Origin of the sequence: Massilia sp. Mn16-1_5 (assembly GCF_004798585.1) — a bacterium.
Lineage (GTDB): Bacteria > Pseudomonadota > Gammaproteobacteria > Burkholderiales > Burkholderiaceae_D > Telluria.
On the sequence record NZ_PPXQ01000009.1, the window covers coordinates 61,802 to 86,140 of the forward strand.

Annotated in this window: 21 protein-coding genes; 8 read left to right on the forward strand and 13 right to left on the reverse strand. The window is 63.0% G+C overall.

Annotated features, from left to right (window positions below; genetic code table 11):
* Positions 1-183 precede the first annotated feature (183 nt).
* The 3 genes from C2862_RS12265 (at position 184) to C2862_RS12275 (ending at position 6,071) form a co-directional block, all read left to right on the forward strand.
* Entirely contained in the window at positions 184-1,980 is a 1,797-nt protein-coding gene (locus tag C2862_RS12265; protein ID WP_136220414.1) for an ABC transporter substrate-binding protein, read from the forward strand.
* A gap of 183 nt (positions 1,981-2,163) precedes the next feature.
* Positions 2,164-4,920 (forward strand): TonB-dependent receptor, encoded by a 2,757-nt coding sequence (locus C2862_RS12270; protein ID WP_136220415.1) that lies wholly within the window; start codon positions 2,164-2,166, stop codon positions 4,918-4,920.
* Between the two features lie 89 nt (positions 4,921-5,009).
* Positions 5,010-6,071: an LD-carboxypeptidase gene (locus C2862_RS12275; RefSeq protein ID WP_136220416.1), complete on the forward strand. Its 1,062-nt coding sequence runs from the start codon at positions 5,010-5,012 to the stop codon at positions 6,069-6,071.
* Positions 6,072-6,155: 84 nt separating this feature from the next.
* Here the strand turns inward: C2862_RS12275 and C2862_RS12280 are convergent, their stop codons facing one another.
* The 7 genes from C2862_RS12280 to C2862_RS12310 form a co-directional block, all read right to left on the reverse strand.
* Positions 6,156-6,710: a GNAT family N-acetyltransferase gene (locus tag C2862_RS12280; RefSeq protein WP_136220417.1), complete on the reverse strand. Its 555-nt coding sequence runs from the start codon at positions 6,708-6,710 to the stop codon at positions 6,156-6,158.
* 1 nt (position 6,711) lies between these two features.
* Positions 6,712-7,839, reverse strand: coding sequence for an acyl-CoA dehydrogenase family protein (locus tag C2862_RS12285; RefSeq protein ID WP_136220418.1), 1,128 nt, complete (start codon positions 7,837-7,839; stop codon positions 6,712-6,714).
* A 32-nt stretch (positions 7,840-7,871) separates the two neighbouring features.
* Positions 7,872-8,540: an SDR family oxidoreductase gene (locus C2862_RS12290; RefSeq protein ID WP_136220419.1), complete on the reverse strand. Its 669-nt coding sequence runs from the start codon at positions 8,538-8,540 to the stop codon at positions 7,872-7,874.
* Between the two features lie 120 nt (positions 8,541-8,660).
* Positions 8,661-9,860, reverse strand: coding sequence for an acetyl-CoA C-acyltransferase (locus C2862_RS12295; protein ID WP_136220420.1), 1,200 nt, complete (start codon positions 9,858-9,860; stop codon positions 8,661-8,663).
* The gene (gene aceK, locus C2862_RS12300; protein ID WP_136220421.1) at positions 9,857-11,677 is read right to left on the reverse strand and encodes a bifunctional isocitrate dehydrogenase kinase/phosphatase; all 1,821 of its coding nucleotides are present in this window, start codon (positions 11,675-11,677) and stop codon (positions 9,857-9,859) included. The genes C2862_RS12295 and aceK overlap by 4 nt, the downstream gene beginning before the upstream one ends.
* A 107-nt stretch (positions 11,678-11,784) precedes the next feature.
* Positions 11,785-12,969 carry an isovaleryl-CoA dehydrogenase gene (locus tag C2862_RS12305; protein WP_136220422.1) on the reverse strand — a complete coding sequence of 395 codons (1,185 nt, stop codon included), beginning with the start codon at positions 12,967-12,969 and terminating at the stop codon, positions 11,785-11,787.
* A 113-nt stretch (positions 12,970-13,082) separates the two neighbouring features.
* A complete protein-coding gene (locus tag C2862_RS12310) occupies positions 13,083-13,514 on the reverse strand; it encodes a MerR family DNA-binding transcriptional regulator (protein WP_136220423.1) in 432 nt (143 codons plus the stop codon).
* Between the two features lie 138 nt (positions 13,515-13,652).
* Here C2862_RS12310 and C2862_RS12315 point away from each other — a divergent pair, with 138 nt between their 5' ends.
* From C2862_RS12315 to C2862_RS25255, 3 genes are all read left to right on the forward strand, one after another.
* Positions 13,653-14,717, forward strand: coding sequence for an MBL fold metallo-hydrolase (locus C2862_RS12315; RefSeq protein WP_136220424.1), 1,065 nt, complete (start codon positions 13,653-13,655; stop codon positions 14,715-14,717).
* Between the two features lie 271 nt (positions 14,718-14,988).
* Complete coding sequence (locus C2862_RS12320; RefSeq protein WP_136220425.1) at positions 14,989-15,402, forward strand: hypothetical protein; 414 nt, start codon at positions 14,989-14,991, stop codon at positions 15,400-15,402.
* A gap of 116 nt (positions 15,403-15,518) precedes the next feature.
* Complete coding sequence (locus tag C2862_RS25255; protein WP_168710053.1) at positions 15,519-15,689, forward strand: hypothetical protein; 171 nt, start codon at positions 15,519-15,521, stop codon at positions 15,687-15,689.
* 11 nt (positions 15,690-15,700) lie between these two features.
* Here the strand turns inward: C2862_RS25255 and C2862_RS12325 are convergent, their stop codons facing one another.
* On the reverse strand, positions 15,701-16,306 hold the full coding sequence (locus tag C2862_RS12325) for a UbiX family flavin prenyltransferase (protein WP_136220426.1): 606 nt from the start codon (positions 16,304-16,306) through the stop codon (positions 15,701-15,703).
* The gene (gene grxD, locus C2862_RS12330) at positions 16,306-16,617 is read right to left on the reverse strand and encodes a Grx4 family monothiol glutaredoxin (RefSeq protein WP_136220427.1); all 312 of its coding nucleotides are present in this window, start codon (positions 16,615-16,617) and stop codon (positions 16,306-16,308) included. The genes C2862_RS12325 and grxD overlap by 1 nt, the downstream gene beginning before the upstream one ends.
* A 133-nt stretch (positions 16,618-16,750) precedes the next feature.
* Between grxD and C2862_RS12335 the strand changes: the two genes are divergently transcribed.
* Complete coding sequence (locus C2862_RS12335) at positions 16,751-17,059, forward strand: hypothetical protein (RefSeq protein ID WP_136220428.1); 309 nt, start codon at positions 16,751-16,753, stop codon at positions 17,057-17,059.
* A gap of 43 nt (positions 17,060-17,102) precedes the next feature.
* Here C2862_RS12335 and C2862_RS12340 read toward each other — a convergent pair whose 3' ends face one another.
* From C2862_RS12340 to C2862_RS12355, 4 genes are all read right to left on the reverse strand, one after another.
* Positions 17,103-17,549 (reverse strand): GNAT family N-acetyltransferase, encoded by a 447-nt coding sequence (locus tag C2862_RS12340; RefSeq protein WP_136220429.1) that lies wholly within the window; start codon positions 17,547-17,549, stop codon positions 17,103-17,105.
* A 1-nt stretch (position 17,550) separates the two neighbouring features.
* Positions 17,551-19,902 (reverse strand): Tex family protein, encoded by a 2,352-nt coding sequence (locus C2862_RS12345; protein ID WP_136220430.1) that lies wholly within the window; start codon positions 19,900-19,902, stop codon positions 17,551-17,553.
* Positions 19,903-19,997: 95 nt separating this feature from the next.
* Positions 19,998-20,543, reverse strand: a complete 546-nt coding sequence (locus C2862_RS12350; protein ID WP_136220431.1) for a DUF2812 domain-containing protein — start codon at positions 20,541-20,543, stop codon at positions 19,998-20,000.
* Positions 20,540-20,878: a PadR family transcriptional regulator gene (locus tag C2862_RS12355; protein WP_136220432.1), complete on the reverse strand. Its 339-nt coding sequence runs from the start codon at positions 20,876-20,878 to the stop codon at positions 20,540-20,542. The genes C2862_RS12350 and C2862_RS12355 overlap by 4 nt, the downstream gene beginning before the upstream one ends.
* Positions 20,879-21,099: 221 nt before the next feature.
* Between C2862_RS12355 and C2862_RS12360 the strand changes: the two genes are divergently transcribed.
* Positions 21,100-24,216, forward strand: a complete 3,117-nt coding sequence (locus tag C2862_RS12360) for a DEAD/DEAH box helicase (RefSeq protein ID WP_136220433.1) — start codon at positions 21,100-21,102, stop codon at positions 24,214-24,216.
* Positions 24,217-24,339: the final 123 nt, after the last annotated feature.

Sequence of the window (24,339 nt, forward strand, 5' to 3'; positions counted from 1 at the left end):
AGGCCGCAGACGAAGTCACGGCAATCCTGCGCACGATTGTGCAGCGGAGAGTATAGGCGCAGAGCAAGCTGCACAGATGAAAGAATGCAGCCGCGCCATGCAGAAAAGTTATGAGCGCCGTGTTTCGTTTGCCTGCACAGCACACCGCGCCTATGATACGCACGCTCAACCAGGACTTGCACCATGACACTTCGCGCCACTCTTTTCGCCTTGCTGTTCGCTGGCGCCACCTGCACCTTGCCGGCGGGCGCAGCCCCGGCCGCTCCAGTGAAGGGCGAAAAAGTGCTGCATCTGTTCCTGTCGACCAGCGAAACCGGCCTCGATCCGGCCGCCGCCTCCGACATCGCCACCTTGTCCCTGCTGGAAAACCTGTTCGACCCCCTGCTGCGCTACGACTACCTGGCGCGCCCGGTCAAACTGCGTCCGAATACGGCAACAAGCATGCCGGAAGTCAGCGCCGACGGGCGTACCTACACCTTCCGTATCCGCCCCGGCATTTATTTCACGCCCGACCCGGCGTTCAAGGGGATCAAACGCGAGATGACGGCGCAGGACTATGTGTACAGCCTGACGCGCCTGTACGATCCTTCCCTGAAATCGCCCTGGTCGTACATGTTCGACGGCAAGCTCGAAGGCGACGAGGCGCTGAAAAATCGCTTCAGCTATGACACGGCCATTCCCGGCCTGCGGGCGCTCGACAAGTACACCCTGCGCATTCGTCTAAAAGAACCCGACAACAACTTCCTGTTTTATATGGCCACGCCGGCATCCGGCGTGGTGGCGCGCGAAGTGATCGAGGCCTATCCGGGGCAGGCCGGCAACCATCCGATCGGCACCGGTCCCTTCATGCTGGGCGACTGGAAGAGAAGCGACCGCATCGTCCTGCTGGCCAATCCCTATTCGACGGCCGTGTTCAGCGCCACGCCTGGCAAGGATCCCGAGGACCAGGCGATTGCCGCCGCATTGAACGGCAAACGCCTGCCGCGGGTGGACCGGGTGGAAGTCAAAATCGCCGAGGAATTCCAGGGCCGCATGCTCGGCTTCCTGAACAGCGAATACGACTACCTCGAGCAGGTGCCGGAATCGATGACGGAGATGGTGATCCGCGACGGTCAATTAAAACCGGAACTGCAGGCGCGCGGCATGCGATTGTCGCGCTTTCCCGTGCTGCAGACCTATTACATGTGGATGAACATGAACGATCCGGTGCTGGGTGGCTACAGCAAGGATCGGATCGCCCTGCGCCGCGCCATCGCGCTGGCCTACAACAGTGCGGAAGACATCGCGCTCCTGAAAAAAGGCTTTGCGATCAAGGCCGAGTCGCCGCTGCCGCCGAATGTACTCGGCTACGACCCGGGTTACCGCAGCCCGATCCCCTACGACCCGGCGCTGGCCAACGCATTATTGGACCGCCACGGTTACGGCAAGCGTGATGACGAGGGATTCCGGCGCACCCCGGACGGCAAGCCGCTGACCCTGACCATGCACAGCGAAGCGACGGTCGGCGGCCGCCTGCGCGACGAGCTGTGGCGCAAATGCCTGAACTCGATCGGCCTGCGTGTCGTCTTTAAATCGGACAAGAAGACCGAGATCATCAAGGCTTCGCGCCTGGGCAAGGTGACCATGTTCGAGAGTAACTGGATCGCCGACTTCCCCGACGGCGACAATTTTTACCAGCTGCTCTACGGCCCGAACGCGGGCCGCGCCAACTACGCCCGCTTCAATTTGCCGGCCTATAACAGCCGCTACGAACAGGCGCGCCAGCTGAACGACGGCCCCGCGCGCCAACAGCTGTATTTCGAGATGAACCAGCTGATCCACGCCTATAACCCCTGGGTGCCGTTGACCCATGCGGTATCGGCCGACATCCGTCATTCGTGGTTAAAAAACTACAAGCGTCACCCGGTCGAATTCACGTCCTGGCGCTATCTGGATGTCGATGTTGCGGAAAGAGCACGCGCTGCCGAGCGGCAGCGTTAGAAAGTGATAGATTTCCGCTTATAAACATTCCTCGAAGTTATACTTCTCGCCAGTTATTTCATTGGATGGCGCCCCATGCGCGGCGTAGTCTCGGAACGACTCATAACGTAATGCCATGACATTACACATAAGCGACATAGTGCGCACTGATTACAAGTTTGACGGAACCCTTAGGAGAGACGCGTGAAGTTAAAGAAATTAGCCCATCTGATTGCATTGATCGGGGTGGCAAGCCCGGCGCTTGCACAGCAAGTCCAGCAAGACCCGCCGATGGCACGCGTCGAGATCACGGGCTCCAGCATCAAGCGCGTCGCCAAGGAAGGCGCACTGCCGGTGCAAGTGATCACCTTCGATACCCTGCAAAAGCAGGGCATCACCTCGGCCGAACAACTGATGGCCACGATTTCGGCGAATGGCAATGGTGCCGATAACCCGACCTCGGGCAACAACGTCTTCGGCCCGGACGCCGACCGCGTCAGCGGCGGCGCATCCTTCGCCTCCTTCCGCGGCCTGGGCCCGAACAGCACCCTGGTGCTGATCAACGGCCGCCGCGCGCCGACCCACGGCAAGAGCGGCAAGGCGGTCGACCTGAATTCGATCCCGATGGCGGCCATTTCCCGCATCGAGATCCTGAAGGATGGCGCCTCGGCGATCTACGGTACCGATGCGATCGGTGGCGTGATGAACATCATCCTGAAGACCAACTACCAGGGCGCGGAAGCGTCGGCCTACACCAACGTTACCGAAGCCGGCGGCGGCAACATCCACCGCGGTTCGCTGATCGTCGGCCATGGCGACCTGGAAAACGATGGCTTCAACCTGATGGCCACCGCTTCCTTCACCAAGAACGAAAAGCTCGAATCGCGCCAGCGCGATTTCGCCAACGGCTTCCAGCCCTCGCGCGGCCTGTCGCCGGACACTACCGGCACGCCCTACGCCAACCAGCTGACCGGCGCCGGCACGGCGCTGGGCACCGGTTTCAAGGTACCCGGCAGCACCAATACCTACCTGCAAGCCAATCCCCTGAGCTTCCAGGGCAAGTGCGACAGCGTCGAAGGCATGTCGCAATACCAGACCGAGCTGTGGAAGGACGTCACCTCGCCGCTGCGCTCGACCTATTCCTGCGCCTACGACTACGGTGGCGACTACGTCATGCAGTCGCCGTCGGAACAGACCAACCTGTTGCTGCGCGGCAGCTACAAGCTGGCGCCGAACCACACGATGTTCGTCGAGGCGATCGGTTCGCGCTCGGAAGTCGTGTCGATCCTGACGCCGGCCCAGATCTCGACCTCGCTGGCCAACGGCAATGCCTATCCGGTCGGCGGCCAGTACTACCAGGACCTGTCGTCGATCATCTCGACCTTCGACCGCACCAAGCCGATCATCTACAAGTGGCGCGCCAATCCGCTGGGTAACCGCACCCAGGAAAACTCGACCGAGAGCGGCCGCCTGCTGGTCGGCTTCGAAGGTACGGTCAATGCATGGGACTACAAGCTCGGCCTGTCGAAAGCCCAGAGCACCTCGCACATGGAGCTGCTCGACGGCTACGCCAACACCACCGCCTTCTACAAGGTGCTGGGCAGCGGCATCGTCAACCCCTGGTCGCTCGACGGCAGCCAGACCAAGGAGGCCATGGATGCGATCGAAGCGACCAAGTACCGCGGCGCCTTCCAGACTGGCAAGACCACGCTGACGCAGATCGACGGTACCGTCTCGGGCGAGCTGTTCCAGCTGCCGGCCGGCAAGCTGGCGATGGCGGCCGGTTTCGACTTCCGCCGCGAGAGCTACCTGTACTCCCAGGACGTGGCCGCCGAGCCGATCCTGCTGGCACCGGGCAACGCCAACCTGCCGAAGGCCTCGCGCGACGTCAAGGCGCTGTTCGCCGAATTCATCGTGCCGGTCACCAAGGACCTGGAACTGCAGCTGGCCGTACGCCGCGACGATTACAGCGTTATCGGCGCCACTACCAATCCGAAGGTCGCCTTCCGCTACCAGCCGACCAACTGGCTGTTGTTCCGTGGTTCGGCCAACAAGGGCTTCTTGGCACCGAGCTTCAGCCAGCTCTACGCCGGTTCGCTCGACGGCGAACTGTCGAGCGGCGTGATCGACAGCGTCGGCTGCGCGAACCATCCTGGCGACGTGCGCTTCTGCGCGCCGGAGCGTTTCGACTTCAAGTCGGGCGGCAACCAGAACCTGAAGCCGGAAACCTCGAAGCAGGGCACCCTCGGTCTCGTGGTCGAGCCGTTCAAGGGCTTCTCGGCTTCGATCGACTGGTGGGCGATCAACATGAAGGACCGCATCCTGAACCGTAGCGCGACTATCGTGCTGCAGAATCCGGTTGCGCTGTCGGGCAACATCATCCGCAACGCCGACGACACCATCAATTACGTCCAGGCTGGCTGGATCAACGCCGCCGGCGCCAAGACCCGCGGTATCGACCTCGGCCTGCGCGGCGACGGCAAGTTCGGCGACGGCTACAAGTGGAGCGCGACCCTGGACGGCACCTGGACCGGCAGCTACAAGTTCGCCGAAATCGAAGGCCAGCCGTACAAGGAATACGTGGGCCAGTTCTTCACGCGCGACCTGTACCTGCGCTGGAAGCACGCCGCCACCTTCAGCGTGACGAAAGGCGACTGGAACGTCCTGGTGAGCAACAACTTCGCATCGGGCTACAAGGACCAGCTGCCGAACGGCGGCAAGGGCACGCCACCAAGCGGCTTCGATCCGGACGTGTCGAGCTACACCCGCTTCGGCCTGGCGACGACGTATAAGGGCTTCAAGAACACGTCGATCACCTTCGGTATCCAGAACCTGTTCGACCGCGATCCACCGTTCACCGCGCACAACGTCGACGACGTCGTCGGTGCCGGCTGGGATCCACGTGTCGCCGACCCGCGCGGCCGCGCCTATACGCTGAACCTCACCTACAAGTTCTTCTGATCTTTTCTGATCTTTCGTGAGACAGCCTGCAGCCCCGGGAAGCGCCAGCGCGTTTCCCGGGGCTGTTTTTTTCTATTAAGCCAAGCCGCATGACCATCAGCCGCCGCGCCTTTTCTTCCCTGCTTGCCGCTGCTGCTCTGCTGCCGGCGACGACGCTGGCCGCGCCGCGCAAGCGTCCTTCGACTCGCTCCCACATGAAACCCCTGATCAAACCTCCCCGCCTGCAGCCGGGCGACACCGTCGGCCTGATCGCCCCCGGCGGCTACGCCACCGAGAAATCGATTGCGAAAGCCCGCCACAACATCGAAGCCCTGGGTCTGAAAGTGCGCGAAGGCGCGTCCCTGCGCGAAGTGAACGGCAACTATGGCGGCACCGTGCCGCAACGCCTGGCCGACCTGCACGCCATGTTCGGCGACCCGGAGATCAAGATGATCTGGCCGATCCGCGGTGGCTCGGGCTGCATCTCGCTGCTGGCCCACCTCGATTTCAAGCTGATCCGGGCCAACCCCAAAATCTTATTGGGCTACTCCGACATCACGGCCCTGCACCTGGCGATCCTCAAGCACGCCGGACTGGTGACTTTCCACGGCCCGGTGGCCTCGTCGACCATGACCGATTATTCGCGTGAACACATGCTGGCCGTGCTGTCCGACCCGCAGCCGACCTACACGATCCCGATGGCCCTGGAGAACAGCCGGCGCGCCCTGGAACAGCCGCATTTCGCGATGCGCACCGTGCACGGCGGCGTCGCCACCGGTCCCCTCATCGGTGGCAACCTGAGCCTGGTCGCAGCCCTGGCCGGCACGCCCTACGCGGCCGATTTCAGGGACAGCATCCTGTTCCTGGAAGAAGTCAACGAGGCGCCGTACCGGCTCGACCGCTGGATGACCCAGCTCGAATTGTCGGTCGGCTTTTCAAAGGCGGCCGGGGTCATGATCGGGATTTGCGAGGATTGCGGGCCCGAGCATGAGGACATCTCGCTCACGCTCGACGAGACTCTCGACATCCATTTGCAGCCGCTGTCGATTCCGGCCGTGACGGGTTATTCGATCGGGCACATCCGCGATCAGTTCACGATCCCGATGGGGATCCGGGCCACCCTTGATACGCAGCGGCAGACGGTGACCTTGCTGGAGCCCGCAGTCAGCTAGCGTTCGTAGACGCGTGGAGTCGGGACTCCACCCTACGAATAGCGGCTAACCGTAGGGTGGAGTCCTGACTCCACGCGTTTACATTCACCGCAGCCGGTACGTCATGTAAACGTACCCATGCCCTTCGCCATCGATGCGAAACAGGTCGGGCAATTCGCCGGCAAACACGAACCCGCAGCGCTCGTACAGGCGGCGCGCCGGGGCATTATTCGACAAGACCTCGAGGTCGACCCAGTCCAGGCCCGGCTGCCCCCGTGCCCAGTCGAGGGCACTCGCCAGCAGGCGCTCGCCCAGTCCCTGGCGGCGCCAGTCGCGGTGCACGCCCATGCCGAGCAGGCAGCGGTGGCTTGCGGCCCGTTCCGGCCGTGCGCGCAGGTCGACGTGGCCGCAGATGGCGCCGTCCGCATCGAGCGCCATCCAGGCGCGGCGCCAGCCGGGCGCACCGACTTCCGCATTCAAACCGATGGCAAAGCTCGCGCGCTTGTCCACCGGGAAGCGCGAGTCGGCCCGCGCCATGGGCTGGAACAGGGGCGTGCCGGCGCGGCCGTTGTCCTGCAGGTGGTCGTCCAGGTAGACGAACAGGGCCGGCAGGTCCGCCGGCGCGACGCTGTGGATCGCAAGTCGCGCCTCGTCCTGCATCTCAGAGCGCCCGTGCGATCAGGATCTTCTGGATGTCGCTGGTGCCTTCGTAGATCTGGCAGACGCGCACGTCGCGATAAATGCGCTCGATCGGGAAGTCGGCCACATAGCCGTAGCCGCCGAAGACCTGCATTGCGCTCGAGACGACGCGCTCGGCCATCTCGGACGCGAACAGTTTCGCCATCGCCGCTTCCTTCAGGCAGGGCACGCCCGCATCTTTCAAGGAGGCCGCATGCAGGATCAGCTGGCGCGCCGCTTCGATCTGCATCGCCATCTCCGACAGGCGGAACTGCACGGCCTGGTGCTCGAAGATCGGCTTGCCGAAGCTCTCGCGCTCCTTGGCGTAGCCGAGGGCCGCTTCGAAGGCGGCACGCGCCATGCCGACCGATTGCGAGGCGATGCCGATGCGGCCGCCTTCCAGGCCGGACAGGGCGATCTTGTAGCCCATGCCTTCTTCGCCGATCAGGTTACTTGCCGGCACGCGGCAGTTCTCGAATACGATCTGCGCCGTGTCGGACGAGTGCTGGCCCATCTTCTGTTCCAGGCCGGCGACGATGTAGCCGGGGGTGTCGATCGGCACCCAGAAGGCGCTGATGCCCTTCTTGCCGGCCGCCTTGTCGGTCACCGCCATGACGATGGCGACGTCGCCGTACTTGCCACTGGTGATGAACTGTTTTGTTCCATTGATGACGTATTCGTCGCCATCGCGGGTGGCCGTGGTGCGCAGGGCCGACGCATCGCTGCCCGTGTGCGGTTCCGTCAGCGCAAAGGCGCCGAGCATCTCGCCTTGCGCCAGCGGACGCAGGAAGCGTTCTTTCTGCTCCTCGTTCGCATACATCATGGCGATGCTGCACACCGGGCAGTTGTTGACCGAGATGATGGTCGAGATGCCGCCGTCACCGGCCGCGATTTCTTCCAGCACCAGCGCCAGCGACACGTAGTCGAGGCCCGCGCCGCCGTACTGTTCCGGCACCGCCACGCCGAAGGCGCCCAGCTGGGCCAGTTCCTTCAGTTCGGCTTTCGGAAAATAATGTTCCTTGTCCCAGCGGGCGGCCTGCGGGGCCAGGCGTTCCTGCGCATAGCTGCGCAGGGCGTCGCGGATCATCTGGTGTTCTTCGGTCAGGATCATGGTGTCTCTTGTCTGATTATTGTGTGATCGGCTTACCAGGGAATCGGGGCGCCGTCGTGGTTCAGGAAAGTGCCGTTGGCATCCGGCTGCGCGTTCGCCAACGTGGTGCGCAGGTCGCGCACGCTGTCTTCCACGGGAATCGCCGCGCTTGGACCGCCCATGTCGGTCTGGACCCAGCCCGGATGAAAAGCGATGCAGGTGGCGCCTTGCGGGCCGAAGCTGATGGCGGTGTCGCGCAGCACCGAGTTCAAAGCCGCCTTGCTGGCGCGGTAGAGCGAGCCGTTGGCGCTGTGGCGCCCGCCGATCGATCCCATCTGCGAAGACAGCACGCCGAGTTTGCCGCGCGTGGAGGCGACCAGGGGCGCGACGATCGGCAGCAGGCGCATCGCGGCCAGCACGTTGGTGTGCATGACGGCGTCGAAATCCTGCTGGGTAGGAAAACCGTCGTGGCGCGGGCCGTACAGGCCGGCGACCAGCCAGGCGGTGTCGATCTTTTCGTCGTCCAGTTTCCAGCCCAGGCCGGCGATGGCCTCAAGATTCGTGACGTCGAGCTCGTGCGGCTCGGCGCCCAGTTGTTTCAGGTTGTCGAGGTCTTGCGGCTTGCGGGCGGTGGCGATCACGCGCCAGCCATCGGCACGGTATTGGCGCGCCAGTTCGTGGCCGATGCCGCGCGAGGCGCCGATGATCAAAGCGGTTGGCATGATGGTATTCCTCCGGTTGGCCTGGTGGTGCGCATGGGGACGACCGCGTGGGCATAAATGCCCACCCTACGGTGCGCAACCGTAGGGTGGGCTCTCGAGCCCACGCGTTTACAGCCTCAATTACACCATCTCGATCGCCATCGCCGTCGCTTCACCGCCGCCGATGCACAGCGATGCCACGCCACGCTTGCCGCCGGTCTTCTTCAGCGCGCCCAGCAGGGTGACGATGATGCGCGCGCCCGAGGCGCCGATCGGGTGGCCCAGCGCGCAGGCGCCGCCGTGGATGTTAACTTTCGAATGCGGGATGTCGAGGTCGCGCATGGCGGCCATCGGCACGGCAGCGAAAGCTTCGTTGATCTCGAACAGGTCGACATCCTTCGGCATCCAGCCGGTCTTCTTGAACAGCTTCTGCATCGCGCCGATCGGGGCGGTCGTGAACAGGTTCGGTTCCTGGGCATGGGTGGCGTGGCCGATCACGCGCGCGATCGGGGTCAGGCCCAGTTCCTTGGCCGTCGATTCGCGCATCATGACGAGCGCCGCGGCGCCGTCGTTGATCGACGAGGACGAAGCGGCGGTGACGGTGCCTTCCTTCTTGAAGGCCGGTTTCAGCGACGGGATTTTGTCGATCTTGGCCTTCATCGGGCCTTCGTCCTTCTCGACCACCAGCTCGCCGGTGCGGGTTGCCAGCGTGACCGGGGCGATTTCCCAGCCGAAGGTGCCGTCGTTGTTGGCGGCTTGTGCGCGCTTGACGGATTCAATCGCGAAGTTGTCCTGGTCTTCGCGCGAGAACTGGTACGTGGCCACGCACTCTTCGGCGAAGGTGCCCATCGAGCGGCCTTCACCGGTCTTTTCGTTGCGCGAGTAGGCGTCTTCCAGGCCGTCGAGCATCATGTGGTCGAACATCGGCGCGTGGCCAATGCGGTAGCCGCCGCGTGCCTTCGGGATCAGGTAAGGGGCGTTGGTCATCGACTCCATGCCGCCCGCGACGACGACGTCGGCGCTGCCGGCGACCAGCTGGTCATGGGCGAAGATCGCGGCCTGCATGGCCGAGCCGCACATTTTCGACAGGGTCACGGCGCCGGTCGACAGCGGCAGGCCGGCCTTGATCAAGGCCTGGCGTGCCGGGGCCTGGCCTTGGCCTGCCATCAGGCAGTTGCCGAAATAGACGTGTTCGACCGATTGCGGATCGACGCCGGCGCGTTCGACCGCGGCCTTGATTGCCACCGCACCGAGGTCGCTCGCCGACTTCGACGAGAAATCGCCCTGGAAGGCGCCCATCGGGGTACGGGCGGCGCCGACGATAACGACTGGATCATTCATTGTTGTGTCTCCAAAAGGGATGGCGCTTCGCTTGTCTGCGCCGGGGTGGTAAGCGGGTGGTGAAAACGGATGTGCTGCGGGTACGGAAAAATATCCTGGACTTCGCCCGCCAGGATGCGGTCTTGATGGGCCTGCCACCAGGCGCGCGTCAACAGGTCCGCGTGGTGCTTCATAAAGTAATGGCGAATCTTCGAATTTCCAAGAAGAAAACGGCCGAATTGTTCGGGAAATACATCGTGTTTCCCGATCGGGTACCACGGCTCGGCCGCCATTTCCTCTTCCTCGGTGCGCGCCTCCGGCACGTCGCGGAACACGCAATCGGTCAGGTATTCGATCTCGTCGTAATCGTAGAACACGACCCGGTTCTGGCGCGTCAGTCCGAAATTTTTGTAGAGCATATCGCCCGGAAAAATATTCGCGGCGACCAGATCGCGGATCGCATTCCCATATTCGAGGATGCCGTGTTCCAGGCGTGCTTCGTCGTTCGCCTGGCCGGCCTCGGCCAGGAACATATTCAGCGGCACCATGCGCCGTTCGATGTACAGGTGCTTGACGATGAGGTGCTCGTCCTCGATCTCGATGAGAGAGGGCGCGTACTCGCGCAGCTCGGCCAGCAGCGCTTCGCTGAAGCGGTGTAAGGGAAAGGCGACGTCGGAATATTCGAGCGTATCGGCCATGCGCCCGACCCGGTCGTGGTGCTTCACCAATAAATACTTTTCCTTGACCTGGGCGCGCGTGGTGTCTTTCGGCGGCGGATAGAAATCCTTGATCACCTTGAACACATAGGGAAAAGAGGGCAGCTCGAAGACCAGCATGACCAGGCCGCGGATGCCGGGGGCGATCTGGAACTGGTCGGAACTATGTTTCAAGTGCTGCAGGTAATCGCGATAGAACAGGGTCTTGCCCTGCTTTTGCAGGCCGAGCAGCGTATAAATCTCGCTCTTCGGCTTGCGCGGCAGCAGGCTGCGCAGGAATTGCACATAGGCCGAGGGCACTTCCATATCGACCAGGAAGTATGCGCGCGTAAACGAGAACAGGACGGCGATCTGGCGCGGGTCGGTCAGCACCGTGTCGAGCACGAGTTCGCCGCGCCGGTTGTGCAGCAGGGGGATCACGAACGGATAGTCGCGCGCGCCATTGATCGCGCGGCCGACGATGTAGGCGCCCTTGTTACGGAAGAACAGGTTCGACAGCACCTGGAATTGCTGGTTCGGTTCAAGTTGGTCGAGCCCGAAAGCCTCGCTCATACGCGCTTCGACCAGCTGCACGTCGCGGTCCAGGTTGGCGAAGGAGCAGTCGAGCTGGAAGTTGGTGACGATCCGTTTCAAGGCAAAACGCAGGCCGTCGACGGCCGGGTAATACACGCGGTAGGTCGGCAGCAGCTCGTCGGTCTCGATGTACTCGGTCGAGATCACCGGGCGCACGAACAGGAAATCGTTGTGGTAATAGCTGCGGTGCAAGATGCGGCAGCTGACCGAATTGAAGAAGGTCTCGGCCAGTTCGGGCTGCTTGTGGCCGGACAGCAGGCCGATGTAATGCAGCTTGGTTTCGCGCCAGACGGCGTCGCCCAGTTCGTCGGCGGTGTAGCCGCCTTCCAGGGTGGTGACGGTTTCCTGGACGCGCTGGTCGTAGTAATCGATGCGCTCGCGCGCGGCGCGCTGGGCGACGGCCCAGCTGGCGGTCTCGAAATGGCGTTTAGCCGCCTTGCTGGCCGCGCGGAACAGGCGGTAGTGCTTGTCGAAGCCGTCCAGGATGGTGCGCGCGATGTCGAATGCGATCTGGGAAGACAGCATTTTGGGGAACGCAACTTGTGTCATCGTTCGTCTCGCGCCTGGGGATGAGCGGCTATTTTATTGCAATGCAACGTGGCGTGTTGAACCCGATGTGGGATGGACGGGGGCCCGTCCATCCCACAACCGCGAAATTACATCGTCTCGCCGAACAGCTCGCGGCCGATCAGCATGCGGCGGATTTCGCTGGTGCCGGCGCCGATTTCGTAGAGCTTCGCATCGCGCCAGAGGCGGCCGACCGGATACTCGTTGATATAACCGTTGCCGCCCAGGGTCTGGATCGCTTCGCCCGCCATCCAGGTCGCCTTTTCGGCGCTGTACAGGATGGCGCCGGCGGCGTCCTTGCGCAGCGCGCGCACTTGCTCCGGGCTGGTTGCGCGGTCGCAGGCCTGGCCCACGGCGTAGACGTAGGCGCGGCAAGCCATCATGGTCGAATACATGTCGGCGATCTTGCCTTGCATGAGCTGGAATTCGCCGATCGCCTGGCCGAACTGTTTACGCTCATGGATATACGGCACGACCGAATCCATGCAGGCCGACATGATGCCCAGCGGGCCGCCGGACAGGACGGTGCGCTCGAAGTCGAGGCCCGACATCAGGACATTCACACCCTTGCCGACGCCGCCCAGCACGTTCTCGACCGGCACTTCGCAGTCCTGGAACACCAGTTCGCCCGTGTGCGAGCCGCGCATGCCGAGCTTATCCAGCTTTTGCGCGATCGAGAACCCTTTAAAACCTTTTTCGATCAGGAAGGCGGTCATGCCGCGCGGGCCGGCTTCCAGGTCGGTCTTGGCGTAGACCACCAGGGTGTCGGCATCCGGACCGTTGGTGATCCACATCTTGGTGCCGTTGAGGACGTAGCGGTCGCCCTTCAGGTCGGCGCGCAGCTTCATGCTGACCACGTCCGAGCCGGCATTCGGTTCCGACATGGCGAGCGCGCCCACGTGCTCGCCCGAGATCAGCTTCGGCAGGTATTTGCGCTTTTGTTCTTCGGTACCGTTTCTCTTGATCTGGTTGACGCACAGGTTCGAGTGGGCGCCATAGGACAGGCCGACCGAGGCCGAGGCGCGCGAAATCTCTTCCATCGCGACGATGTGGGCCAGGTAGCCCATGTTGGCGCCGCCGTATTCTTCGCTCACGGTGATGCCGAGCAGGCCCAGTTCGCCCATCTTCTTCCACAAATCCATCGGGAACTGGTCGGTACGATCGATCTCGGCAGCGCGCGGGGCGATCTCGCTCGCCGCGAACTGTTGGACTGCTTCGCGCAGCGCGGCGATGTCTTCGCCATGGTCAAAGGTCAAGCCTGGAAGATGCAGCATGTCGTCCTCTCGGTGAACGGGGTTAGCGGTTGAGCGTTTGCGATCATACTCGCGTATGACGTTAACGTAAACGTCAAGTAGAGGGTAAGGGAAGAGCTTCCCTTGCGCGCAGCTCAGGCGGCCTTGCTGGCCTCGGGTGCAAGGTCGGCAGCCATGCCGGCGGCGCTGTCGGCCAGCAAACGGCGGCATTCTTCCTCGTGCGCGGCAATTTCCTCCAGCGCCATCTCGATGTCGGCACGCTGCTGCTCCAGCGTTTCGCGCTGGTGCGCCAGCACGCCCAGGAAACGGTCGATTTGCGCCCGCGTGTCCTTCGGCGACTCGTACATGTCGACGATGCTCTTGATTTCCGACAGGGTCAGGCCGAGGCGCTTGCCGCGCAGCGTCAGTTTTAGCCGGGTGCGGTCGCGCGGCGTGTAGACACGGTTGCGTCCGCCGACGCCTTCGCGGCTGGGGCTCAATAAACCCTGGTCTTCATAGAAGCGGATTGCGCGCGCGGTGATATCGAATTCGCGGGCCAGTTCGGCGATGGTATAGGTCGTGGGCATTTCCGGTAGAGCACTTAGGCGGCTGAAAGTGGCAAATCGTGGAATCGCTTAGAATCTTCTTACGCGTTTTCCGTTTACGTCAACGTCAACCGCATTGTAGCGCGCACTACCCGTCACGAATACGAAAGATTGTCGAACATGAATCCGCTCGAATCCGAACTGTCCTATCCCTTCGCCGACCTGCTGCCTGCGCCCGGCAGCGTGCAGGAGGTGGCGCCCGGCGTCGGCTGGCTGCGCATGCCGCTGCCGTTCGCGCTCGACCACATCAATTTGTGGCTGCTGCGCGACGAGCGCGAGGGAAGGAGCGGCTATACGGTGATCGATTGCGGCGTGGCCACCGACGCCACCCGCGCCAATTGGGAGCAAGTGTTCGCCGGCGCCATGGACCAGCAACCGGTGCTGCGGGTGCTGGCCACCCACTGCCATCCGGACCACGTCGGCTTGTCGAACTGGCTGTGCGAGCGTTTCGAGGCGCCGTTCTGGCTGACCGCCGGCGAATTCGGTTTCGCGCGCATGATGGCGGCCGCCCTGCCGGGCGTGGACGGCCCGTCGGCCATCCCCCATTTCGAGCGCCACGGTTTACAGGACCCGGCCATGCACGAGCAGATGCGCAGCCGCCGCAATTACTATCCTTCTCTGGTGCCGGCCGTGCCCGCAGCCTATACGCGCCTGCAGGATGGCCAGCGGGTCGCGATCGGCGATGCGACCTGGCGCGTGATCACCGGTTTCGGCCACTCGCCGGAACACGCCTCGCTGTACTCGGAAGAATTGAATGTGCTGGTGTCCGGTGACATGGTCTTGCCGCGCATTTCGACGAACGTCTCGGTATTCGCCGTTGAGCCGGAGGGCAACCCGCTGCAGCAATATCTCGATTCCCTGGATAAATTCGCCGGCCTGCCGGCCGACGTGCTGGTGCTGCCCTCGCACGGTAAACCTTTCCGCGGCCTGCACACGCGCATTGCCCAGCTGCGCGCGCACCACGTGGCGCGCCTGGCCGAGGTGCTGGAAGCCTGCCGTACGCCGCAGAGCGCGATGGATATCGTGCCCATCATGTTCCGGCGCCAGCTCGATGCCCACCAGCTCAGCTTTGCCCTGGGCGAGGCGCTCGCGCACCTGCATAAACTTTGGAACGATGGTATGTTAAGGCGTGTAACTGGTAACGACGGCGGCGACGACGCCGTCATCCGGTTCGCACTCACCTGAACGCTTCAGGCCGGATCCGTCCTGGATCCGGCGCCACGGCAACGCCGGCCCCGCTTATACCGTGCCGCGCACGCGACGACTCTTTGTTTCTGTACAGCTACAGATACGATACATTCATGCTTTTTGGAAATTTTGTGGCATGATGCATCCCATCCGGGAAAACTCTCTTCAATTTCCACTTCTTTGTTAAGTCATCGGCCTAGCAAGTGTCACAAGTGGTCTTTACAGTCCACTAACTGACTTTTATGGTCGAGCATGAAATAGTGCCATCATGAATTCCACGAACGAACGGGAGAGCTTTAGTGAGCGTCTCCAGCAGGCCCTGAAAAACGCCCATTACTCACCCGACAGCCCAACCCGGCTGGCGCGCGAATTTAACATTCGCTTCGAGGGCCGTCCGATCACGGTACACGCCGCCCGCAAGTGGCTGGTCGGCGAAGCCATTCCGACCCAGGAAAAGCTGCGCATGATTGCCCAATGGCTGGGCGTGCCTGCCGACTGGCTGCGTTTTGGCGGTGCCGAGGCGCCGGGTGCGCAAGCCGAAGGCAGCGGTGCGGCCCGCTTCGAATCGGCCGACGTCAAGCTGATCGCCGACCTGCAGCGGCTCGATGAACACCACCGTCAGCTGGCGCGCGAGTTCATCCGCATGCTGGTACGGATGAACCACCCGGCCCCCTCGAAGTAAGCCGCCGCCTTCTTCCAGACAGCGTTTCCGCTTACAAATTTTCTTCCGAGTCAGGTAGTCCATATTGCCCGAACTTGGCGCATAATCGATTTCTCACAGCCGAGGATCGTGCGCCTATGAAAAGCAATTACATGAACACCGCCCAGCTGAAGGAACTCATGACCGCGCCGCCGATGTCGGCCGCGCGCCATGCCGAGGTGATGCGCAAGCGTATCGCCCAGCGCAGGATGCTGGAGGAAGCCAGGGAATTGAAAAAGGCCGGCGACAGCGATCATTTGAAGCGCTGACAGTTGCCGGTTCAGCTGGCTGGCGTGTCCGGGGAACCGCGCATGCCGGGCCAGCGTGGCGCAGTGGTGGTTTCGAGACCCAATAAATCCAGCACGCGGTCGAGCGTGTGGTCGACCATCTCGTCGATACTGTTGGGCCGGTGATAAAAGCTTGGCAGGGGCGGAAACACGATGCCGCCCATTTCCGTCACCGCCGTCATATTGCGCAGGTGCGCCAGGTTGAGCGGCGTTTCGCGCACCATCAGCACCAGGCGCCGCCGCTCTTTCAATATCACGTCGGCCGCGCGTGCCACCAGGTTGTCCGCCAGGCCATGCGCCACGGCAGCCAGCGTTTTCATCGAGCAGGGCGCGATCACCATGCCGTCGGTCTGGAACGAGCCGCTGGCGATCGAGGCGCCGATTTCCCGATTTTTATGGACGACGTGGGCCAGGGCCTCGACGTCGCGCCGCTGCATCCCGACTTCCTGGTGCAGCGTAAGAGAGGCGGCGTCGGAGACCACGAGGTGGGTTTCGACGCCTTCAACCGCGCCCAGCCGTTGCAGCAGGCGCACGCCATACACCGCGCCGGTCGCGCCGGTGATGGCGACGACGATACGACGCGGTCGCTTATCAGTCATTACTTCTTGAACATCGCCTGCAGTTCGCCCGACTCGTACATCTCGTTCATGATGTCGGAGCCGCCGATGAATTCGCCGTTCACGTACAGCTGCGGGATGGTTGGCCAGTTCGAGAAGTCCTTGATGCCCTGGCGCACTTCCGGATCTTCCAGCACGTTGACGGTGGCGATGTTATCGACGCCGCAGGCTTTCAGGATCTGGATGGCGCGGCCGGAGAAGCCGCATTGCGGGAATTGCGCGGTGCCCTTCATGAACAGCACGACCGGGGTGTTGGTCACGGTGTCTTTGATCCAGGTTTGTACGTCGCTCATGTGTGTGCCTTCGGTGGAGATGAGATAGATGGCGCCATTCTATAAGAAATCGCCCGCGCCGGTGCGGCGCCAGGCCCGGCGATTGCGGTATTATCCGCGGGTTTATTTTGTGCCAATCATCCAGGAATCAAGCATGCAACAAGGTCCCAGCGCCGCACCGTCCGCCGTTTTCAATCTCGTGCTCGCCGCCGTGCTCGGCCTCATGGGCGTGTTCGACCTGGTGATGGGCGCGCGCGGCGCCGGCGCCGGTGTCTTCATCACCGGCCTGGCGATGACGATCTACGCAGCCCTGCTGCTGCGCGACGCATTGCACATCAAAAAAACCGGCCAGCCGGCCATGAGCCGGGCGAAGATGAACAAGATCGGGCTGGCCTGCCTGGCGCTGTATGTGTTCGGGGTGCTGGTGAAACGAGTGCCCGAACTCGCGCAGTTCTTTGCTTGATTTTGTAGGGTGGACTCCCGAGTCCACGCGGGACACCGTGTGATCAGCGCAAACGTTTGCCGAGGCAGATGGATTCTTCCCGCCCGACATACCGTCCGTAATTCTCGACCGGCAGGTAGCCATTGCGCGCATAAAACGCCAGCGCTTTCGCGTTGACACGCCGCGTCGCCAGCCAGATGTCGCGGTAGCCGAAGGCGAGCGCCTGCGTTTCCAGCGCCTTTAGTAACACCAGCCCGGCGCCGCTGCCCGGCCTGGCATACATCCTTTTCAGTTCCGCCACGCCCGGCGCCAGCGGCCGCAGGGCGCCGCAGCCGAGCGCATTGCCCTGTGCATCGCGCGCCACCAGGAACACGGCGGACGGCCCGCGCACGTCCGCCGGATCGAAGGAACCCGAACCATTGTCGCCGCAGATCGCAGCCAGCGCGGCATCGAGTTCCTTGACCAGCACCCGCGCATCAAGACTGTCCGGATCGGCGGGTGCGCACTGCATTTTATTTGCGCAGCTTGGCAAAAGCTGCCGCCATCGCGCCGCCCGCATCAGAGGCTGGGCGTTCCTGGCGCGTATGCTGGGCCACGCGCTTGCGGTCCTCGCGGTCGCCGCGTTGCTGCGGCTGCGAACCCGGCTGCGGCGCCGAATCCGACAGGCGCATCGTCAGCGCAATGCGCTTGCGTTTCGGATCGACTTCCAGCACTTTCACTTTGACGACCTGGCCCGCCTTCACCACCGTGTGCGGATCTTTCACAAACGTGTTCGACAGCGCAGAGATGTGCACCAGCCCATCCTGGTGCACACCGATGTCGACAAAGGCGCCAAAGGCAGCCACGTTGGTGACCACGCCTTCCAGGATCATGTCCGGACGCAGGTCGCTGATTTCCTCGACGCCTTCCTTGAACGTCGCCGTCGTGAATTCCGGCCGCGGATCGCGCCCCGGCTTTTCCAGCTCTTTCAAAATGTCGGTCACGGTCGGCACGCCGAATTTTTCATCCGCATATTTCGCCGGATTCAGGGTCTTGATCAGGGCGCTGTCGCCGACCACCGCCTTCATGTCGCGTTTCACATCCGCCAGGATCTTCTGCACCACTGGATAGGATTCCGGGTGCACCGCCGAGGCGTCCAGCGGATTTTCTCCGCCCATCACGCGCAGGAAGCCGGCCGCCTGCTCGAAAGTCTTGTCGCCCAGGCGTGGTACGGCTTTCAAGGCCGCGCGCGAGGCGAAGGCGCCCTTCATGTCGCGGTAGCTGACGATGCTCTGCGCCACGCTCGACGACAGGCCGGACACGCGCGCCAGCAGCGGCGCCGAGGCCGTGTTCACATCCACGCCGACCGCGTTCACGCAATCCTCGACCACGGCATCGAGCGAACGCGCCAGCTGCGTCTGCGAGACGTCGTGCTGGTACTGGCCGACGCCGATCGATTTCGGGTCGATTTTCACCAGTTCCGCCAGCGGATCCTGCAGGCGGCGCGCGATCGAGACGGCGCCGCGGATGGACACGTCCAGGTCCGGCAGTTCGCGCGAGGCGAATTCCGAGGCCGAGTACACCGAGGCGCCCGCTTCCGAGACGACAATCTTGGTCAGCTTCAGTTCCGGACGGGCTTTAATGAGATCCTGCGCCAGCTTGTCCGTCTCGCGCGAGGCGGTGCCGTTGCCGATCGAGATCAGCGAGACATTGTGTTTCGCGGCCAGCTGGCCGAGCACGTGTAGCGAACCGTCCCAGTCGTTTCTCGGCTGGTGCGGGTAGATCGTCGCCGTGTCGACCACTTTACCGGTGGCGTCGACCACCGCGACTTTGACGCCGGTACGCAGGCCCGGATCGAGGCCCATGGTGGCGCGCTGGCCGGCCGGCGCCGCCAGCAGCAGGGATTTCAGATTGCGCGCGAAGACGTTGATGGCGTCCAGCTCCGCTTTTTCGCGCAGGGCACCCATCAATTCCGTCTCGATGTACATGAAGCTTTTCACACGCCAGGTCCAGCGCGCCGTGTCGAGCAGCCATTTGTCGGCCGGACGGCCGGCGGCCTTGATACCGAAACGGGCGGCGATACGGCTTTCGCAGGGATTGTGCGGCGCATCCCACTTCGGTTTTTCCGCCTCGGTGTCGAGACGCAGCGTGACGTCGAGGATACCTTCGCGGCGCCCGCGCATCAGCGCCAGCGCGCGGTGCGAAGGGACAGTGGCCAGCGGCTCCGAATAATCGAAGTAATCGGCAAACTTCTCTCCTTCTTCCTGCTTGCCGTCGACGACTTTCGATTCGACGACGCCGTGCTCCTGCACATATTCGCGCAGGGACTGCAGCAGCGTCGCGTCTTCCGCAAAACGTTCCATCAGGATCTGGCGTGCGCCGTCGAGCGCCGCCTTCACGTCCGCCACGCCGGGATTGTTCACGCCATCGGCATTCGTAAACGCCTCGCGCAGGTATTTATTCGCTTCCTCTTCCGGATTGCGGGATGGATCGTTCAATAGGTCGTCGGCCAGCGGAGACAAGCCCGCTTCGACCGCGATCTGCGCTTTCGTGCGGCGCTTCTGTTTATAGGGCAGGTACAAATCCTCTAGGCGGGTTTTGTCTTCGGCCAGGGCGATGGCTTCCAGCAGGGCCGGCGTCATCTTGTTCTGTTCGGTGATCGATTCGATGATCGCGGCGCGCCGGTCTTCCAGCTCGCGCAGGTAGCGCAGGCGCTCTTCCAGCAGGCGCAGCTGGACGTCGTCGAGGCCGCCGGTTGCTTCCTTGCGGTAGCGTGCGATGAAGGGGACGGTGGCGCCTTCGTCCAGCAGGGCGATGGCGGCGGCGACTTGCGCCGGCTTGGCGGCCAGCTCGAGAGCGAGGCGTTGTTCGATAGAAGGCAGCATGGTGCAAGAAATCCGTGAGTCAGGCGGGCAATGATACGCAAACGCGCGCGAAGTGCCAGTCTTGACAGCGGATATGCACCGTGCAGTAGATTTTATCAGGCCCGCTGCAGCGCGCGCTCCGCGCGGATGCGCAGCAGCAGCTGCAGCGCCGAATACCCTAGCATCGCGAACAGGACGATATAAATGCCGCTGAGGATGACCAGAGAAGGCAGCGACAATCGGGAGGGCAGGGAGGCTTTATCTGTCGTGACCACCATGATGAACGCGGGCAGGGCGCTGCAGACGAGCAGGGCCAGCAGGCGCTGGAATTTTTTGACCTTCGAGGCGCCGTCCGTAAAAATTTCCGGTTCGCGGCCGTTAGTCACCGGAATGCTCCAGTAATGCCAGCCGGTGCAGGTCGTGGCCAGGGTCCAGCCGGCGTCCTCCATCAGCTGGGCAAAGCCATCGTCGGTGCGGCCATGGCCGAAATCGAGGCGGTACACGAGGTCGCGCGGGGCGCCGCGGCGGAAGGTCCAGAAGCAGAAGGGATTCACGCTCACCAGGTGCAGGCCCTGCTGCGCCATCGCGCGCAGCCAGGCTTCCTGCTCCTGGTCCTGGTGCGCCCAGAAGAATTTGAATTTGGTAACAGTCACATCGTTCATGCCGCTGCTTCCTTTCCCTCTGTCGACAGTGCAAACTGTCCGTTGCGCACCATGATCGCCAGGCGCCGCACCTGCTCGGCCAGCACCAGCCGTCCCTTCGGCGTCAGCGCATAGGTCTTGCGCCGCTCTTCTTCGCTGACTTTCTCGATCAGCCCCTGCTTTTCCAGCGTGCCGAAGGCGCCGTAAAGGGTGCCGGGGCCGATCACCACATTCCCCTGGCTCATGCTTTCCACCTTTTGCATCAGCGCGTAGCCGTGCAAGGGCTCGTCGAGCGCCGCCAGCACGTAATACGTCGCCTCGGATAAAGGCAAGAGTTTTGCGAAATCGATGTCCAAACCAGCTCCTCGGTTGATATATCGGGTCCCGACATATCGCTGTTCGATATACTAGCAGCGCTTGCCGGCTTGTCAATGTGTTTTTGAAAGCCGGGTCAAGCGATGCGTATCTTTCACACCGTAAAGAATTTTCGGCAAGGTGCGATTCCGAACAAAACTGAAGTGCCCGTATGAGAGATAATGGTGTTTGTTGTTTTTTTTCATACAGGTTCAAGGACCCAATGCACACAGTTGATTTCCCACGCGAACACGCGAGCGATGCCCCGGCACCGCGCGCGACGCCGGCACGCGCGCCCGCACTGCCCGCGCCGGTGGCGACCTGGCTGCAACGGGTCGAAGCGGCAGCGCATCCGCAACCCAAGCTGGATGTCGAAGTTGCCGATCCAAAAGCGATCCAGTACAAATTCGTCTATGTGATGGCCCCCACCAGCGGTGGACGCCATGTCGCCATCTGCCTGTGCAAGGCGCGCCTGCGTCCGAACGGCGACGTCGCCGCCGCCAGCCCGGTGAACGAGGTGTTTTCCCTGCTGTCCGCCCCGCCGGCCTACCTGGAAGGCGAAGACGAAGACCTGGTGCGCTTCTTCATCGCCATGCGCAGCGGTTCCTCGCAAAGCACCAGCGCGACCGAGCCGAAGGGCAAAGTCGGCGCCATCCTGCTCGATTTATTGCTGCGCCAGGGCAAGCTGCTGTGGGCGAATTCCTGGGCCGACATGGCCAACGGTCTCGTTTATCCGCTGCAGGCCGGCCCCACGCGCCAGGCAAACCTGGCATGGCGCGACGAAGGCCGCGCCGCCAAGCTCGGCTGGTCGGTGGAACCGGCCAACGGTGCGAATCACCCGGGCGCCGACCTGATCGACTACATGCTGCCGACCGATCCGCCCTGGTACATCGACAACCTGTCCTGCGGACCGCTGTCGCTGAACCGCGGCGGCGTCGACATCTCGCTGGCCGAACTGCAGGCGCTGGTGGCGCAAGCCCCCGTCCTCACCGGCAACGACAAAAAGCGCGTCTCGCAACTGCTGCTGGCCCACGGCCTGCAGGAACTGATGCCGCTGCCGCAGCCGCTCACGCAGAAATTGCGCACCGACGTCAAGCCACAGCCCTTCCTGCTGTTGGATTCCGTGTCGCTGGCCGACAGCGGCGCCCCGCGCTGGCACGATTTCGCCGTATTGTCCTTCGACTACGACGGCCAGCGTGTTTCCTTCGACCCTTCGCAGCGCGTGGTGCGCCAGATCGGCGACGTTACCGAAATCATCGAGCGCGACGCGGCCGCCGAGGCCGCAGCGCTGGACAAACTGACGGAACTCGGCTTCCGTAAACCGGCGACCACGCCTTTGTCGGCCGTGGCCGGCGCCGTACAGCTGGAAAGCCAGGCGCACTGGCTGCGCTTTGCCGAAACCGACCTGGACGCCCTGTCAGATGCCGGCTGGCACCTGCAAAAGTCGAATAAATACCGCTACGATGTGGTGCCGGTGGAAGACTGGTATGCCGAGATCGACGAGCCGGAAGAGGCCGGTAAAGCCTGGTTCGAGCTGGAGCTGGGCATCGTCGTCAACCGCAAGCGCGTGCCGCTGCTGCCGGTACTGGTGCAGCTGATCCGCAACGCACCGACGGATTTCGATCCGGCCGTGCTGGCCGCCCATGGCGAAGCCGACCAGATGCTGGCGACGCTGCCGGAAGGTTTACGGGTCGCCCTGCCTTGGGCGCGCGTAAAACCGATCCTGGCGACGCTGGGCGAGCTGTATTTCAACGACAAGATCAAGAACCGGGTGCGCCTGTCGACCCTGGACGCCAGCCGCCTGGAAGAACTGGCGCGCGGCGTCGAGCTGCGCTGGTTCGGCGGCGAACAGTTGCGCGAGACCGGCCGCAAGCTGAGCCAGTTCGGTTCGGTGAAAAAAGTGGCGGCCCCCGCCGGCCTGCAGGCGACCCTGCGTGACTACCAGCTCGATGGTCTGTCGTGGATGCAGTTCCTGCGCGAATACGACCTCGCCGGCATCCTGGCCGACGACATGGGTCTCGGTAAAACCGTGCAGACCCTGGCGCACATCCTGACGGAGAAGGAGGCGGGCCGCCTGACCAGCCCGGCCTTAGTGATTGCGCCGACCAGCCTGATGACCAACTGGCAGGAAGAAGCCGCGCGCTTCGCACCGAGCCTGAAGGTGTTGCTGCTGCAGGGCAAGGAACGCGTGGACATGTTCGACCAGATCGAGCAGGCCGACATCGTGCTGACGACCTATGCCTTGCTGCCGCGCGACGAGGAAAAGCTGCGCGAGCACCACTATCACCTGGTGATCCTCGACGAATCGCACTACATCAAAAACACGAGATCCAAAGCGGCGCAGACGGCCGGTTCCCTGAACGCGAACCACCGCCTGTGCCTGACCGGCACGCCGCTGGAGAACCACTTGGGAGAACTCTGGTCGCAATTCCACTTCCTGCTGCCCGGCCTGCTGGGCGAGGAAAAAGCCTTCAATACCCAGTTCCGCCACCCGATCGAACGCCAGGACGATCCGGTGCGGCGCGCCTTGCTGAACCGCCGCATCCGTCCTTTCCTGCTGCGCCGTACGAAAGACCACGTGGCCAAGGAATTGCCGGAAAAGACGGAGATGGTGAGAAGGGTCGAACTCACCGGCCCCCAGCGCGACCTGTACGAAACCGTGCGCCTGGCCATGGACAAGAAAGTGCGCGAGGAAATCGACCGCAAGGGCGTGGCGCGCAGCCAGATCGTGATCCTGGAAGCGCTGCTGAAACTGCGACAAGTCTGCTGCGATCCGCGCCTGGTCAAAGCCATGCCGGCGAAAAAGAACACGGCAGCCATCTCCGCCAAGCTCACCGACCTGATGCAGATGGTCGACGACTTGCTGGAAGAGGGCCGCAAGATCCTCGTGTTCTCGCAGTTCACCAGCATGCTGGCGCTGATCGAAGAAGAACTGGCGGCGCGTGGCATCCGCTACGCCATCCTCACCGGCGAAACGCGCGACCGTTCGGCGCAGGTGGCAGCCTTCCAGCAGGGCGCGGTGCCGATTTTCCTGATCAGCCTGAAGGCGGGCGGCGTCGGCCTGAACCTGACGGCGGCCGATACCGTCATCCACTACGACCCGTGGTGGAACCCGGCGGCGGAAAACCAGGCCACCGACCGCGCCTGGCGCATCGGGCAGGACAAGCCGGTGTTCGTGTACAAGCTGATCGCGAAAGGTACGCTGGAAGAAAAGATCCAGCAGCTGCAACAGAAGAAATCGGAACTGGCGCAGTCGATCCTGGCCGAAGGCGAATCGCAGAAGATGGCCTTGACCCAGGAAGATCTACAGGCAATCTTCGCGCCGCTCGACGAGCAGTAAAGTTGTCCGGCGCAGAACCAGGCCCGCTTCGGCGGGCTTTTTTTCGCTCTTTTGCCGGATTCTCATGCGCAGGGCATGAAATGTGGCATCCAGGAGGCGTAATGTAAAAGATATTGAACAGAA